Genomic DNA, 16,357 nt, shown 5'->3' on the forward strand with positions numbered 1-16,357 from the left:
TCACCTTAGACGCCGACTCTTAACTTGAATCAGACACACAACCTATGACAGCAAGAGCAAGAATATAGACCAGTAAACACTTATTCATTGGGGACCGATTAGAAAACCAAGGTGTCATTACTTTACCCATAAAATAAAGCATATGTAGACCCCTATATTATTCATTTCTAATTAATATAAACTTAAAGCTGAGTGAACCGAACGGTACATTAATCACTACGGCTTCTCACTTAATAAGATATTAAGTGAGAAAAATGAAAATAATCATGCAAAAAAAAAATGTTACAACTATAATAAATTTAACATGTGACTCTAATTAAACAGATTTAATTGTTATTTTCGGAGAAAAAATGATTTTACCTGTAATAATGGCTGGCGGAGCAGGATCACGACTCTGGCCCATGTCGCGACAGATGTTCCCCAAACAATTTCTAAGCTTAAGCGGTGATAGCTCTATGCTGCAAAGCACGGCTATGCGCCTTCAGGGGATCGAACATGCCCCAGCCATGGTGATCTGTAATGAAGAGCATAGATTTTCGGTAGCTGAGCAGTTTCGAGCCAACAAAATACCCAATAGCGGGATTATTCTAGAGCCTGTAGGGCGTAACACGGCTCCGGCGATTGCCCTTGCAGCATTAATGGCTGTTAGAAATAATAATGACCCCTTATTGTTGGTATTAGCTGCCGATCACCTAATTAAAAATGAACAAGCCTTTCGTCAGTCAGTTAAAACGGCCACAGAGTTTGCTCAGGCAGGTAAGCTGGTTACTTTCGGTATTGTGCCTACAGCACCTGAAACAGGCTATGGCTACATAAAACGCGGTGAGACCTGCGGGAACGGCGAAGGCTATTGTGTCGCTGAGTTTGTGGAGAAACCCAACCTAATAACGGCTCAAACCTATCTGGATAACAAAAACTACTATTGGAACAGTGGAATGTTCCTTTTTAAAGCCAGTCGTTATTTAGACGAGCTTAAGACTCACTGCCCAGAGATCTATGCCGCATGCGAACAGGCTATCTCCAATACAGCACAAGACCTCGACTTCTTACGGGTGGATAAGGCCGCCTTTGAAGCATGCCCGGATAATTCTATCGATTACGCAGTGATGGAGCCTCTGTGCAGTACTAAGGGCTCGGATAAAGTTGTGGTCGTTCCTATGGATTGCGGATGGAGTGACGTAGGTAGCTGGTCTGCACTTTGGGAAGTGAAGGATAAGGACAGTAACGGCAATGCCTTCCAGGGCGATGTGATTAGCATAGATACCAGTAACTCCTATGTTCATGCTACCGATAAACTAGTAGCAACCATAGGATTAGAAGATGTGATAATCGTTGAAACAAAAGATGCAATCTTAGTTTCAAAACAGACAGAAGTTCAGCAAGTAAAAAAAATTGTTGAACAATTAAAAGAAAATCGGCGCAGTGAATGGCAGCACCACCGTGAAGTATATCGCCCCTGGGGCAAATATGACTCCATAGACTATGGTGAGCGTTTTCAGGTGAAACATATCACGGTAAACCCAGGCGCAAAGCTCTCTGTTCAGATGCATCACCATAGAGCCGAACATTGGATCGTTGTTTCCGGCACAGCAAAAGTAACCAACGGTGAACAACAAATCTTATTGACTGAAAACCAGTCCACATACATACCCATTGGCACTATCCACTCACTTGAAAACCCGGGTAAAATCCCGTTGGAACTTATCGAAGTGCAATCAGGTTCCTATCTTGGTGAAGATGATATTGTACGCCTTGAGGATCGCTACGGTCGCAAAGATGAGCAAGTGTAGATATCAGGTTTATCTAGCATCAATATTTGAACATCGAAGACTGAAGCTAAATAGCCTTATTTACCATGCCGATATAGTCTTGTTATTTTCGTTGCGGAGCGAACACTCCCATCTATAGGATTTTAGATGTTATTAAGTTCAGATGTGATTAAGACTAGTGGTATAGCCTTCGGCACCAGCGGTGCTCGTGGGCTAGTCTCTCTGTTTACCAATGAGGTTTGTGCAGCTTTTACCCATGCATTTGTCGCTATTCAGCTGAAAAACTCCAATATCAAGCATGTTGCCATCGCAATGGATAACCGCCCAAGTAGTTTTCGAATGGCGATGGCCTGTGCCAAGGCGTTAGAACAGCTGGGAATCGAAGCTATCTATTATGGAGTACTCCCCACTCCCGCACTAGCATATACAGCCATGCAAGATAATATGCCTTGTATCATGGTTACTGGAAGTCACATCCCATTTGACCGTAACGGCTTAAAATTTTATCTCCCTGATGGAGAGATCAGTAAGTCTGATGAACAAGAGATACTATGTACTAAGGCAGAATTTTCTCCCATAGATGACATCCCCAACCTTGCTGTTAATCCGCGTGCTGCCAGGCTTTATATTCAACGTTACACATCATTGTTCGATACTTCGTTTCTCGCAGGCAAGCGCATTGGTATTTATGAACACTCCAGCTCGGGGCGTGATTTATATTTTGAGATATTCTCGGCCCTGGGGGCCGAGATTATCTCTTTAGAACGAAGCGATAAATTTGTACCAATCGATACAGAGGCTGTATCCGATGAGGACATAGCAAAAGCTCAACTCTGGTCTGAGCAATATTCTCTCGATGCCATATTCTCTACCGATGGTGATGGCGACCGCCCTCTCGTTGCCGATGAGAATGGCACTTGGCTACGAGGTGATATTTTAGGCTTGATCTGTGCTAATGCACTGCATATTAAAGCGCTCGCAATACCAGTAAATAGCAATACGGCCATAGAAAGCAGCGCATATTTCTCCCATGTGAAGCGAACAAAAATTGGTTCACCCTATGTCATTGCTGAATTTTCTGCTCTGGCAAAAAACTATGAAACAATTGCAGGCTTTGAAGCTAATGGGGGCTTCTTGTTAGGCAGCGATGTAAGATTCGAGCAACATACAATTAAAGCACTGCCAACTCGAGATGCCGTCTTACCTACATTAATGCTATTTTCAGGATCTAAGCATGACACTATTTCAGCCTTAGTCGACTCCCTCCCCAAAAGAGTGACATACAGCGACCGTATAAAAAACTTCGCCACGGATCGTAGCCAAATCATTCTGAGCCTAGGCCAAGAAAAACCGAACCAGCTACTCAAGGCCTTAGGATTTAAAGAAGTATTAATTCGAAGCCTTGATTACACCGATGGTTTACGAATGACGCTCAAAGACAGCAGAATTATTCACCTACGCCCCTCAGGAAATGCCCCCGAACTCAGGTGTTACGCCGAGGCTGATTCCGTATACATGGCAAAATCTATAGTAAACAAATGCTTAGACAAGATCACAGTCGATGGATTTATAGATCTCTTATCCCAATAAACTTATATCGATTAGCGCCTTAAAATGACCTACTCGATCCACGAAGTGGGCACATGGGGGTGAAATTACGACGCTTTGAATACGCAGTATTCAGCCCTAATTGAACGCGGAGAAACTTCGTTTCGTAGCGGGAGAGCCCGCTCAGCGACGCGGCGACATCGGGAGTCGCCATTGCACGTACGTGCTTAAGTGGATAAGCCACCTGTTATCAGCACAGGTAAATTCGAGGCGTAAAGTTAATAATTTTACAAAGCCCCAGACGCAAAAAAGCCACCTTATTCAGGTGGCTTCTCTACTTAATTAGGCGCCTGGAAATGACCTACTCTCACATGGGGAGACCCCACACTACCATCGGCGCAATTGTGTTTCACTTCTGAGTTCGAGATGGGGTCAGGTGGGGCCACAATGCTATGGTTTCCAGACTAATTTGGCGATTACTTTCAGCTTTTAAAAAAAGCTAAAGGTAAAAGAATTTAGAAAGCTGGCTATTCAGAAATCATCTAAATAGCGTTAAATAATTGGGTCTAGTACACGGATGCACTCTATGTCATAAATACAGAAGCATTTTATGACCAACTTAAATCAAGTTCGTATTCTTTTGTGCTTGTAAAGTAATCAACATTAACGCTACAAACCCATCTGGGTTGTATGGTTAAGCCTCACGAGTCATTAGTACAGGTTAGCTCAACGCCTCACAACGCTTACACACCCTGCCTATCAACGTCCTAGTCTCGAACGGCTCTTTAGAGGAATTAAATTCCTAGGGATGACTCATCTTAGGACTCGCTTCCCGCTTAGATGCTTTCAGCGGTTATCGATTCCGAACGTAGCTACCGGGCAATGCTATTGGCATAACAACCCGAACACCAGCGGTTCGTCCACTCCGGTCCTCTCGTACTAGGAGCAGCTTCCTTCAATCATCCAACGCCCACGGCAGATAGGGACCGAACTGTCTCACGACGTTCTGAACCCAGCTCGCGTACCACTTTAAATGGCGAACAGCCATACCCTTGGGACCGACTTCAGCCCCAGGATGTGATGAGCCGACATCGAGGTGCCAAACACCGCCGTCGATATGAACTCTTGGGCGGTATCAGCCTGTTATCCCCGGCGTACCTTTTATCCGTTGAGCGATGGCCCTTCCATACAGAACCACCGGATCACTATGACCTACTTTCGTACCTGCTCGACGTGTATGTCTCGCAGTTAAGCTGGCTTATGCCATTGCACTAACCGTACGATGTCCGACCGTACTTAGCCAACCTTCGTGCTCCTCCGTTACTCTTTGGGAGGAGACCGCCCCAGTCAAACTACCCACCAGGCACTGTCCTCAACCCCGATTCAGGGGCCAGAGTTAGAACATCAAAACTACAAGGGTGGTATTTCAAGGTTGACTCCATCAGAACTAGCGTCCCAACTTCAAAGTCTCCCACCTATCCTACACATGTAGGTTCAATGTTCAGTGCCAAGCTATAGTAAAGGTGCACGGGGTCTTTCCGTCTAGCCGCGGGTATACGGCATCTTCACCGCAATTTCAACTTCACTGAGTCTCGGCTGGAGACAGCGTGGCCATCATTACGCCATTCGTGCAGGTCGGAACTTACCCGACAAGGAATTTCGCTACCTTAGGACCGTTATAGTTACGGCCGCCGTTTACCGGGGCTTCGATCATGAGCTTCTCCGAAGATAACCCAATCAATTAACCTTCCGGCACCGGGCAGGCGTCATACCGTATACTTCCTCTTGCGAGTTTGCACAGTACTGTGTTTTTGATAAACAGTTGCAGCCACCTGGTATCTGCGACTGCCAGCAGCTTAAGGAGCAAGTCCCATCACCGCCGGCAGCGTACCTTCTCCCGAAGTTACGGTACCATTTTGCCTAGTTCCTTCAGCCGAGTTCTCTCAAGCGCCTTGGTATTCTCTACCCAACCACCTGTGTCGGTTTGGGGTACGATTCCTACTAACCTGAAGCTTAGAAGATTTTCCTGGAAGCATGGCATCAACTACTTCAACCCCTTAGGGTCTCGTCATCAGTCCTCAGTCTTGCAATTTAATGCGTATTCCCGGATTTGCCTAAGAATACAACCTACAACCTTAAACGCGGACAACCAACGCCGCGCTAGCCTAGCCTTCTCCGTCTCTCCATCGCAGTTAGCAGAAGTACAGGAATATTAACCTGTTTCCCATCGATTACGCCTTTCGGCCTCACCTTAGGGGTCGACTTACCCTGCCCTGATTAACATTGGACAGGAAACCTTGGTCTTTCGGCGAGGGAGTTTTTCACTCCCTTTATCGTTACTCATGTCAGCATTCGCACTTCTGATACCTCCAGGATGGGTTACCCCTTTCCCTTCAACGGCTTACAGAACGCTCCTCTACCGCACTAGTGCAAGCACTAGTACCCATAGCTTCGGTGTATTGCTTAGCCCCGTTAAATCTTCCGCGCAGGCCGACTCGACTAGTGAGCTATTACGCTTTCTTTAAAAGATGGCTGCTTCTAAGCCAACTTCCTAGCTGTCTAAGCCTTCCCACATCGTTTCCCACTTAGCAATAACTTTGGGACCTTAGCTGATGGTCTGGGTTGTTTCCCTTTTCACGACGGACGTTAGCACCCGCCGTGTGTCTCCCGAGTAGTACTCATTGGTATTCGGAGTTTGCAAAGGGTTGGTAAGTCGGGATGACCCCCTAGCCTTAACAGTGCTCTACCCCCAATGGTATTCGCTCGAGGCGCTACCTAAATAGCTTTCGAGGAGAACCAGATATCTCCCGGTTTGATTGGCCTTTCACCCCCATCCACAAGTCATCCGCTCATTTTTCAACATAAGTCGGTTCGGTCCTCCAGTTGATGTTACTCAACCTTCAACCTGCCCATGGATAGATCACCGGGTTTCGGGTCTACACCTTGCAACTAAACGCGCAGTTAACACTCGGTTTCCCTACGGCTCCGCTATTCGCTTAACCTCGCTACAAAATGTAAGTCGCTGACCCATTATACAAAAGGTACGCAGTCACGGTCTCAAGAACCGCTCCCACTGCTTGTACGTATACGGTTTCAGGTTCTATTTCACTCCCCTCACAGGGGTTCTTTTCGCCTTTCCCTCACGGTACTGGTTCACTATCGGTCAGTCAGGAGTATTTAGCCTTGGAGGATGGTCCCCCCATGTTCAGACAAGATGTCACGTGTCCCGTCCTACTCGTTTTCATCTATAGTTAGTTTTCATGTACGGGGCTATCACCCTGTGCCGCTGAGCTTTCCAACTCATTCCACTAACACCCTATAGACTTAAGGGCTAATCCCCGTTCGCTCGCCGCTACTAGGGGAATCTCGGTTGATTTCTTTTCCTCCGGGTACTTAGATGTTTCAGTTCCCCGGGTTTGCCTCACATACCTATGTATTCAGTATGTGATACTCACTTATGTGAGTGGGTTTCCCCATTCGGACATCGTTAGCTCAAATGCTTGTTACTAGCTCGCCAACGCTTTTCGCAAGTTACTACGTCCTTCATCGCCTCTGACTGCCAAGGCATCCACCGTATACGCTTAGTCACTTAACCATACAACCCACATAGGACTGTATCGCAACTAATGGTGTTTACTTTCGCCAAAAGAATACTCATGACTCAATCGTTAAAGACCTTTTCTTACAAGAATCTATAATGAATGAGTCGGCACTTGATTTAAGTGTTTGAGAACTCAATTATTTATTTTTCGCGCTAATGCTATTAACCACTGCTATCACTTCATCTTACGACGTCGCTTTCACAATAGTCCCTTTCGCATTAACACTATCAGCTTTCCAAATTTTTAAAGAACGGGCTTAAAAAAGCCAAAGATAAATTTTGCATTTATCTTTGGCATCTCTATCCAATGCATGACTTACTATTTCAGCAAAAAAGTAAGTAAATGGTGGAGCTATGCGGGATCGAACCGCAGACCTCCTGCGTGCAAGGCAGGCGCTCTCCCAGCTGAGCTATAGCCCCATTTACATGCAGTCAAACAAATATACGTTAATACCAAACAATTTTGGCAAAGCCAAATCGTAATCTAATCAAGGCAAATTAATGCGACGTTTAGTGAACTAAACGAGTATTAATTTAACGCAGAGTAGATAAAGATTTGGTGGGTCAGAGTGGACTTGAACCACCGACCTCACCCTTATCAGGGGTGCGCTCTAACCAGCTGAGCTACAGACCCAACGTATTTTTGCTCTTTCTTTCTATCAAGTAATCTGTGTAGACACTCAGCGCACTTTACATGCTCAGAGTTGAGTTAGTCGTATAGGTAAGGAGGTGATCCAGCCCCAGGTTCCCCTAGGGCTACCTTGTTACGACTTCACCCCAGTCATGAACCACACCGTGGTAAACGCCCTCCCCGAAAGGTTAAGCTATCTACTTCTGGTGCAGCCCACTCCCATGGTGTGACGGGCGGTGTGTACAAGGCCCGGGAACGTATTCACCGTAGCATTCTGATCTACGATTACTAGCGATTCCGACTTCACGGAGTCGAGTTGCAGACTCCGATCCGGACTACGACCGGCTTTGTGGGATTAGCTTGACCTCGCGGCTTTGCGACCCTCTGTACCGACCATTGTAGCACGTGTGTAGCCCTACTCGTAAGGGCCATGATGACTTGACGTCGTCCCCACCTTCCTCCGGTTTATCACCGGCAGTCTCCCTAAAGTTCCCACCATTACGTGCTGGCAAATAAGGATAAGGGTTGCGCTCGTTGCGGGACTTAACCCAACATTTCACAACACGAGCTGACGACAGCCATGCAGCACCTGTCTCACAGTTCCCGAAGGCACCAATCCATCTCTGGAAAGTTCTGTGGATGTCAAGAGTAGGTAAGGTTCTTCGCGTTGCATCGAATTAAACCACATGCTCCACCGCTTGTGCGGGCCCCCGTCAATTCATTTGAGTTTTAACCTTGCGGCCGTACTCCCCAGGCGGTCTACTTAATGCGTTAGCTTGAGAACCCAGTGTTCAAGACACCAAATTCCGAGTAGACATCGTTTACGGCGTGGACTACCAGGGTATCTAATCCTGTTTGCTCCCCACGCTTTCGTACCTGAGCGTCAGTCTTTGTCCAGGGGGCCGCCTTCGCCACCGGTATTCCTTCAGATCTCTACGCATTTCACCGCTACACCTGAAATTCTACCCCCCTCTACAAGACTCTAGTTTGCCAGTTCAAAATGCAATTCCCAGGTTGAGCCCGGGGCTTTCACATCTTGCTTAACAAACCGCCTGCGTACGCTTTACGCCCAGTAATTCCGATTAACGCTTGCACCCCTCGTATTACCGCGGCTGCTGGCACGAAGTTAGCCGGTGCTTCTTCTGCGAGTAACGTCACAGCTATAGTTTATTAAACTACAACCTTTCCTCCTCGCTGAAAGTGCTTTACAACCCGAAGGCCTTCTTCACACACGCGGCATGGCTGCATCAGGCTTTCGCCCATTGTGCAATATTCCCCACTGCTGCCTCCCGTAGGAGTCTGGACCGTGTCTCAGTTCCAGTGTGGCTGATCATCCTCTCAGACCAGCTAGGGATCGTTGCCTTGGTAAGCCATTACCTTACCAACTAGCTAATCCCACCTAGGTACATCCAATCGCGAAAGGCCCGAAGGTCCCCTCCTTTCCCCCGTAGGGCGTATGCGGTATTAGCAGTCGTTTCCAACTGTTATCCCCCTCGACTGGGCAGTTCCCTAGGCATTACTCACCCGTCCGCCGCTCGACAGCAAAGGTGCAAGCACCTTCCTGTTTCCGCTCGACTTGCATGTGTTAGGCCTGCCGCCAGCGTTCAATCTGAGCCATGATCAAACTCTTCAATTAAAGTTCTTTTGATGCACTTACTTTCGAAAATGACATCGGCTCAATGAATTATACTGTTTAATGAATCTTGCGATTCATAAGTTTACATATTGCTATGGCCACTCCAGTTACTCTTAAAAAGAGCTTCATCGAGTTAAATTTTTGACTGCTTCGTGAGAAGCAGTTTCGAATAACTCAACACCTGTGAGTGTCCACACAGATTACTTGATAAATTGTTAAAGAGCGTTGCATCATTCTTTCAGATGCCGCCGTGACGCTAGGTCGTTGGCTTGAGGAGGCGTATTCTACACTTCCCGTTGTTGGCGTCAAGGGCTTTTTTAAAAAGAATTTCAATCATTAAAAATGATTAAATCCTTAGCTCACTTGCTACCCTGACTCGACTATTTTATATAACCCATCTTACTTAACTTAATGTTTAGTAGGACTGGTTTGCCGTGTCAGTGGATGCGCATTATAGGGAGTATGAGAATGATCGCAAGCGGTTTTATGAATAAAAATGATCTTTTTTAAATCTTTTCTTATAGTCACAACTAAACCACTGCTTACCCCCAGATTTATCCACAGAACACCTATTGTAGGTCATTAATCCATCAATGCCTTGCGATTTAAAGCCAAAACGGTAATTGATAAGCACCTTACATAAAAAAACCACTCAAGTGAGTGGTTTTAAAAATAGTATAGATAGCTTCTAGTGCATATTAAGAGAGCTTTCCATGACACGCTTTGTATTTACGGCCAGAACCACATGGGCAAGGATCATTACGACCAACCTTAGCACCTTCACGTACTGTTGGAGTGTGTGCAGCTAAATCTTGTGCTTCTTCAGCTCCCACTAACGCTTCAGCGGCAGCATGCTGATAATCGCGGCGTATTTTAGCTTCTTCTTGACGTCGACGTTCTTCCATCTCATCAACATCAGATTGTGCCTGTACTTGCACCTTTGACATAACGCTGATCACATCGTGCTTCAATGACTCTAGCATCTCTTGAAACAGCTCGAAAGATTCACGCTTATATTCCTGCTTAGGATTTTTCTGCGCATAACCACGTAGGTGGATACCTTGACGTAGATGATCCATCGCTGCCAAATGCTCTTTCCAGAGTCCATCTAGAGTTTGCAGCATGACAGCTTTTTCAAACTGACGCAGGACCGATGCACCGACCATCTCTTCTTTTGCTTGATACGCCTTCACCCAAGTATCTACTATTCTCTCGCGTAGTGTCTCTTCGTGAAGATCATCTTCCTTATCTAGCCAGTCTTGTATTGGCATTTTTAGCGCATATTCTTGCTCTAAACGCTTTTCGAGACCAGCAATATCCCACAACTCTTCTACTGACTGAGGCGGAACATAGTGATCGACTAGGCCATTGACAACATCGGCTTGGATATTAACGATAGTATCTTGAATATCATCGGCATCCATTAGCTCATTACGCTGAGCATAAACCACCTGACGTTGGTCATTGGCGACGTCATCAAACTCCAGGAGTTGCTTACGTATATCGAAGTTTCTGGCTTCTACTTTACGTTGAGCATTCTCAATAGCCCTTGATACCCAAGGATGCTCAATCGCTTCGCCTTGCTCCATACCAAGCTTCTTCATCATTGAAGAAACACGCTCAGAAGCAAAAATACGCATTAAACTATCTTCCATTGATAGATAAAAACGCGAAGAACCAGCATCACCTTGTCGACCCGAACGTCCACGCAGCTGATTATCTATACGACGTGACTCATGGCGCTCGGTACCTAAGATATGCAATCCACCGGCATCAACGACTTCATCGTGGCGTACTTGCCAATCTGCCTTAATCTTAGCTTTCTGTTCTGACGTTGGATTCTCAATTGCCTCGATCTCCATCGCCCAGTTACCACCTAGTACAATATCTGTACCACGACCCGCCATATTGGTAGCGATGGTAACGGCTCCCTTCCTTCCCGCCTGAGCAACAATATCGGCTTCACGCTCATGAAACTTGGCATTCAAGACTTCATGGGAAATCTTCTCTTTCTGCATCAAGCGAGCCAAGAGCTCAGATTGTTCGATAGAGACAGTACCCACAAGAACGGGTTGCCCACGTTCGCGACATCCCTGAATATCTTCGACTATTGCAGCGTATTTTTCATCTGGAGTCAGATAAACCAGATCGGCATTATCTTTTCGAACCATAGGTCTGTTTGTCGGGATAACGACTGTATCTAAACCATAAATATGTTGGAACTCGAATGCTTCTGTGTCGGCGGTACCTGTCATACCCGCAAGCTTTTCATATTGACGGAAGAAGTTCTGGAAAGTAATTGAAGCCAGCGTCTGGTTTTCATTCTGGATATTGACGCCTTCTTTGGCTTCAACGGCCTGGTGAAGACCTTCTGACCAGCGACGACCCGGCATAGTACGCCCGGTATGCTCATCGACAATGACGACTTCATTATCCTGAACGATATAGTCGACATCTCTTTCAAAGAGCGTGTGAGCACGAAGCGCAGCATTAACATGGTGCACTAATGAAATATTCGCCGCCGAATAGAGAGATTCGCCTTCTGACAGCATACCTCGCTCGATAAGCAGAACTTCAACTTTCTCCTGACCTCTCTCGGTCATGTGTACTTGTTTAGCTTTCTCGTCGATAGAATAATCTCCATCGCCGATCACCTCTTCCGTATCTTCTTTATCCTGACGGACAAGCTGTGGAATGAGAGTATTTATTTTAGTATATAGAGCCGAGCTATCTTCAGCTGCACCAGAGATAATCAGTGGCGTTCTCGCTTCATCGATAAGAATCGAATCGACCTCATCAATTAGAGCGTAATGAAGTGGACGTTGAACACGTTCTTGAGGTGAAAACGCCATATTGTCACGCAAATAGTCGAAGCCAAATTCATTGTTGGTTCCGTAAGTAATATCTGAGTTATATGCGTCTTTCTTCTCTTGCTGTCCTAAACCGGCAACGTTGATACCAACAGTTAAGCCTAGAAATTCAAAAAGTGGACGGTTGTTTTCAGCATCACGACGGGCGAGGTAATCGTTGACCGTAATGACATGAACACCTTTACCAGTTAATCCATTCAAATACGCAGGCAGTGTCGCCGTCAAGGTTTTACCTTCACCAGTACGCATCTCAGCAATACGGTTACTATCGAGAACCATGCCACCAAGCATCTGTACATCAAAATGACGCATTTCGAATACACGCTTAGATGCCTCACGAACTGCGGCAAATGCTTCCGGTAAAACATTATCTAATGTTTCACCCTTATCTAAACGTTCACGAAAAGTCGAGGTTTTCCCCTTTAACTCTTCATCAGTTAACTTTTCATAATCTTCTTCGAGCGCATTTATCTCAGTGACAACCTTGCTAAGAGATTTAAGTGTGCGATCGTTACGACTACCAAATAATTTTGTCAGTATTTTACCAAACATCTGAACCACTTTTTATGTTGTTGGCCTAGTCCCTGTCGAGTCTGAAAGCCGATTATTAAGTTAACTTGCTTTGCGGTAGACAAACTTCTGCGGATCTATCTGTTGCCCACCCCGCAACACTTCGTAATGCACATGAGGTCCAGTCGAACGACCAGTACTCCCCATAAGTGCGATACTTTCGCCTTTGGCGACGACATCACCCACAGTTACTGACAGAGATTTATTATGTCCATAGCGAGTTCGCAGACCATTACCATGATCTATTTCCACTAACTCACCATAACCAAACATTTTTCCTGCCCAAGTGATCACTCCTGCTGCAGTTGCAACCACATTGGTGCCCTCTTTGCCGGCGAAATCGATACCTTTATGTATCGTTCTCCGCCCACTAAAAGGGTCATTACGTAAACCGTAGGGCGACGATAACCAACCTTTACGGATGGGACGCCCAGATATATAACGCTCTTCATCTATATGGAGATTAGATGAGACAGTTTCAAGTATTGAAAGTTGAGCATTATTATTATCTATTCGTGACACTAACTTATCCATATCCAGAATAAGTTGATCGAGTTCAATGTTGGCACCCAAATTACTCAGGCCACCAACACCGACTTCGGAAGAGAAATCAAATTGATCTTCTAATTGATTATTCTTAGCGATTTGCAGACCAAGAGCTTCAAGGCGAGTGACCTTAGCTTGCATACGGGCAACGTGTGTTACCAGCATGGCTAATTGCGACTCAGTAGCCCCTTTAAGCTCGATAAGTTCGTTTTTTTGCTCTTCACGAGCAACACGTTCATTATCGGTATTAGTCTGCTGTTGCTGAATTTGTTTGGCACTGTGCTGATACAGGCCTGTTCCGGCTGCGATCAGCAAAACGGGCAATAATAGCCAACGTTTACCTGGCTGCCATCTTGTGGCGCCATTTCGACCTTGAATAAAAACTGTTACACTCATAGCCTAATTAAGCCATTTTATTATCATATGAAAAAGCCCCCACAGGACTTAAGCCAATTACTGCATCAGCAAGGGGAGTTCCCCAATATAGCTGAAAAAGCAGAACTTCTGTTGCACTTGAATCATTACGTAAAACAAGTGCTGACTGGTCCAGTGTCACAGCAACTCAAAGTTGCCAATCTCCGTCAGGGTGTTCTAGTTATTGAAACGACAACTGCTGCATGGGCTGCAAGAATAAACTTCCAAAAAGCCAAAATGTTACAACAGCTACAAGCCGAAACGTTACCTATGCTGTCCGCTATCGAAGTTAAAGTCAACCCGAGTCTGTTTTTGTATGCAACAAAACCCAAAACAAATAACAACAAAATCAGTAAAACCGCTGCACAACACATAGAGGCTTTAGCTGAACATACGGAAGGATCTTTGGGGATAAAACTAAAACGGCTGGCTGCTTTAGCCAGCCGTTCAAGGCAGTCTTAGTTCACTTAATTACGCAAACACTGCGCCACTAGGAACTGAAAAACTCACTGGCGCTTCATCTTCTTTCTCGAAGCTAACTAACTCCCAGGCATCCTGCTGAGCCAATAAAGCACGTACCAGTTGATTATTTAGCGCATGCCCGGTCTTGTATGCGCAAAACTTACCAACGATGGCATAGCCTGCAACATACAAATCACCAAATGCATCTAAAATTTTATGCTTAACAAATTCGTCCTCATAACGCAGGCCATCGGGGTTGAGGACTTTATATTCGTCAAGCACTACAGCATTTTCCATGCTGCCGCCTAACGCTAAATTATTAGCACGTAAATACTCAATATCACGCATAAACCCGAAGGTTCTCGCCCTACTGATATCACGAATAAAGGCTGAAGATGAGAAGTCCATTACCATATGCTGCTGACTACGGGCTATTTCCGGGTGATCAAAGTCGATAGCAAAATCTATTTTGAAACCTTTATAAGGCTTTAACTCTACCCATTTATCACCGTCTTCGACGCGTATGTTTTTCTTGATTTTTAAATATTTCTTTGGTGCGGCTTGCTCTTGAATTCCTACGGATTGTAATAAGAAAACAAATGGACTAGCACTACCATCCATAATCGGGATTTCAGGCGCATCGACTTCAATGACGGCATTATCTATACCCAGTCCCGCAAGCGCTGCAAACAGGTGCTCAATAGTTGATATACGGATGCCATCGTCATTTACCAGTGCCGTACACATAGTGGTTTCACGGACAAGTTCAGCCTTGGCAGGGATCGAAACTGCTGGCTCCAAGTCTGTTCGCACAAGTACGATACCCGAATTAACTGGCGCAGGCTTGATGCTCAAAGTCACCTTATTGCCGGAATGCAATCCGACTCCGGTAGTTTTTACCATTTCTTTAACAGTTCTTTGAAAAATCATAGTCTTACCTGTATCTATCAACAAAAAAAGCACTCAACCTATCCCCCTGAATCACTAGAAACAGGCGTGGCTGGTCGGATATGCTAACATATCTTTGCAAATTAACCAAAATTCACCTGCACAAACGTGAGTGAAATTTAATTAGTACCACTCTATATCATCGACAGCCTAATCGGCCTGCTTACGTAAGAAAGCTGGAATATCTAAGTAATCAGTTTCATTCTTTAGTGCTGGAGCCGGTGCAGTCTGTGCTACTGGAACCACATTACCGCTAACCATAGGCTGAACAAAATCTTCACCTTGGGGCTCAATACGCACTTCCGGTGTCACAACAGGCTCTGGACGAGGCGTAGGCTTAGTAACCAATTGGATATCCGGCTTCTTCTCTGCACCTATACCTGTAGCAACAACAGTTACACGTAACTCGTCACTCATTTCAGGATCGATAACCGCGCCTACAACTACGGTAGCATTATCTGAAGCATAAGCCTTGACGTGGTTACCCACAGTCTCAAACTCTTCTATGCTCATATCCATACCCGCTGTAATATTAACCAATACACCACGGGCACCAGCCAAATCGATGTCTTCCAATAATGGACTGGCGACAGCAGCTTCGGCGGCTTCCTCGGCGCGGTCTTCACCACTCGCAACACCTGTACCCATCATGGCGTTACCCATTTCAGACATCACAGTCTTCACATCGGCGAAATCGACGTTAATCAGACCCGGACGAGTGATGAGCTCTGCAATACCTTGAACAGCACCAAGAAGCACATTGTTTGCTGCAGCAAACGCATCCAATAAAGATGTGCCACGACCCAAAACTTTAAGCAATTTTTCGTTAGGGATAGTGATCAGTGAATCCACATGCTTAGCCAGCTCTTCGATACCTTGATCGGCATAAGCCATACGTTTTTTGCCTTCGAAAGGAAATGGCTTAGTCACTACGGCAACCGTTAATATTCCTTCTTCTTTTGCTATTTCTGCAACTACAGGTGCAGCTCCAGTTCCCGTTCCACCACCCATTCCCGCAGCAATAAAGATCATGTCAGAGCCCTTAAGAGCACTTCTAATATTTTCTCTATCTTCTTCTGCGGCCAAGCGGCCTATTTCAGGATTAGCTCCAGCGCCTAAACCCTTAGTGACATCACGTCCTAATTGAATAGTTGTTCCTGCAGCCGACTTTCTCAGTGCTTGGGCATCCGTATTAGTAGCAACAAACTCAACACCTTCGATGTTGTGCTTAACCATATGCTCTACTGCGTTTCCGCCACCACCACCGACACCGATGACCTTGATCACCGCTTCATCTGTATGACTATCCATGATCTCAAACATGGTCTTTTCTCCGTTTTGCCTGCGTTATATATGAAATAC

General features: G+C 45.6%; 7 protein-coding genes, 2 tRNA genes and 3 rRNA genes. 3 read left to right on the plus strand and 9 right to left on the minus strand.

Translation table 11 applies throughout. The annotated features are described in order from the left end of the window. Positions 1-350: 350 nt before the first annotated feature. Both sps_RS16060 and sps_RS16065 read left to right on the plus strand, forming a co-directional pair. Positions 351-1,790, plus strand: a complete 1,440-nt coding sequence (locus sps_RS16060; RefSeq protein WP_077753448.1) for a mannose-1-phosphate guanylyltransferase/mannose-6-phosphate isomerase — start codon at positions 351-353, stop codon at positions 1,788-1,790. A 126-nt stretch (positions 1,791-1,916) separates the two neighbouring features. Further along, entirely contained in the window at positions 1,917-3,359 is a 1,443-nt protein-coding gene (locus sps_RS16065) for a phosphomannomutase (protein ID WP_077753449.1), read from the plus strand. 306 nt (positions 3,360-3,665) lie between these two features. On the opposite strand, the gene rrf is transcribed toward sps_RS16065, so the two are convergent. The 7 genes from rrf to sps_RS16100 all read right to left on the minus strand — a co-directional run bounded on the left by rrf (position 3,666) and on the right by sps_RS16100 (position 13,567). Further along, a 5S ribosomal RNA gene (gene rrf / locus sps_RS16070) occupies positions 3,666-3,781 on the minus strand. A 226-nt stretch (positions 3,782-4,007) separates the two neighbouring features. Further along, positions 4,008-6,912: ribosomal RNA gene (locus tag sps_RS16075) — 23S ribosomal RNA — on the minus strand. A gap of 350 nt (positions 6,913-7,262) precedes the next feature. Further along, positions 7,263-7,338 (minus strand) — tRNA-Ala (locus sps_RS16080). A 137-nt stretch (positions 7,339-7,475) separates the two neighbouring features. Next, positions 7,476-7,552 (minus strand) — tRNA-Ile (locus sps_RS16085). Positions 7,553-7,640: 88 nt separating this feature from the next. Beyond that, positions 7,641-9,185: ribosomal RNA gene (locus sps_RS16090) — 16S ribosomal RNA — on the minus strand. Together the 16S, 23S and 5S rRNA genes with 2 tRNA genes alongside form the textbook arrangement of a ribosomal RNA operon. A gap of 698 nt (positions 9,186-9,883) precedes the next feature. After that, positions 9,884-12,607 (minus strand): preprotein translocase subunit SecA, encoded by a 2,724-nt coding sequence (secA, locus tag sps_RS16095; protein WP_077753450.1) that lies wholly within the window; start codon positions 12,605-12,607, stop codon positions 9,884-9,886. Positions 12,608-12,667: 60 nt separating this feature from the next. Next, a complete protein-coding gene (locus tag sps_RS16100; RefSeq protein WP_077753451.1) occupies positions 12,668-13,567 on the minus strand; it encodes a M23 family metallopeptidase in 900 nt (299 codons plus the stop codon). A 27-nt stretch (positions 13,568-13,594) separates the two neighbouring features. Here sps_RS16100 and sps_RS16105 point away from each other — a divergent pair, with 27 nt between their 5' ends. After that, entirely contained in the window at positions 13,595-14,047 is a 453-nt protein-coding gene (locus sps_RS16105) for a DUF721 domain-containing protein (RefSeq protein ID WP_077753452.1), read from the plus strand. Between the two features lie 9 nt (positions 14,048-14,056). On the opposite strand, the gene lpxC is transcribed toward sps_RS16105, so the two are convergent. Both lpxC and ftsZ read right to left on the minus strand, forming a co-directional pair. After that, positions 14,057-14,977: a UDP-3-O-acyl-N-acetylglucosamine deacetylase gene (lpxC, locus tag sps_RS16110; RefSeq protein ID WP_077753453.1), complete on the minus strand. Its 921-nt coding sequence runs from the start codon at positions 14,975-14,977 to the stop codon at positions 14,057-14,059. Positions 14,978-15,145: 168 nt separating this feature from the next. Next, positions 15,146-16,318, minus strand: a complete 1,173-nt coding sequence (gene ftsZ / locus sps_RS16115) for a cell division protein FtsZ (protein ID WP_077753454.1) — start codon at positions 16,316-16,318, stop codon at positions 15,146-15,148. Between the last annotated feature and the right edge of the window lie 39 nt (positions 16,319-16,357).

This window comes from Shewanella psychrophila (assembly GCF_002005305.1).
Classification (GTDB): domain Bacteria; phylum Pseudomonadota; class Gammaproteobacteria; order Enterobacterales; family Shewanellaceae; genus Shewanella; species Shewanella psychrophila.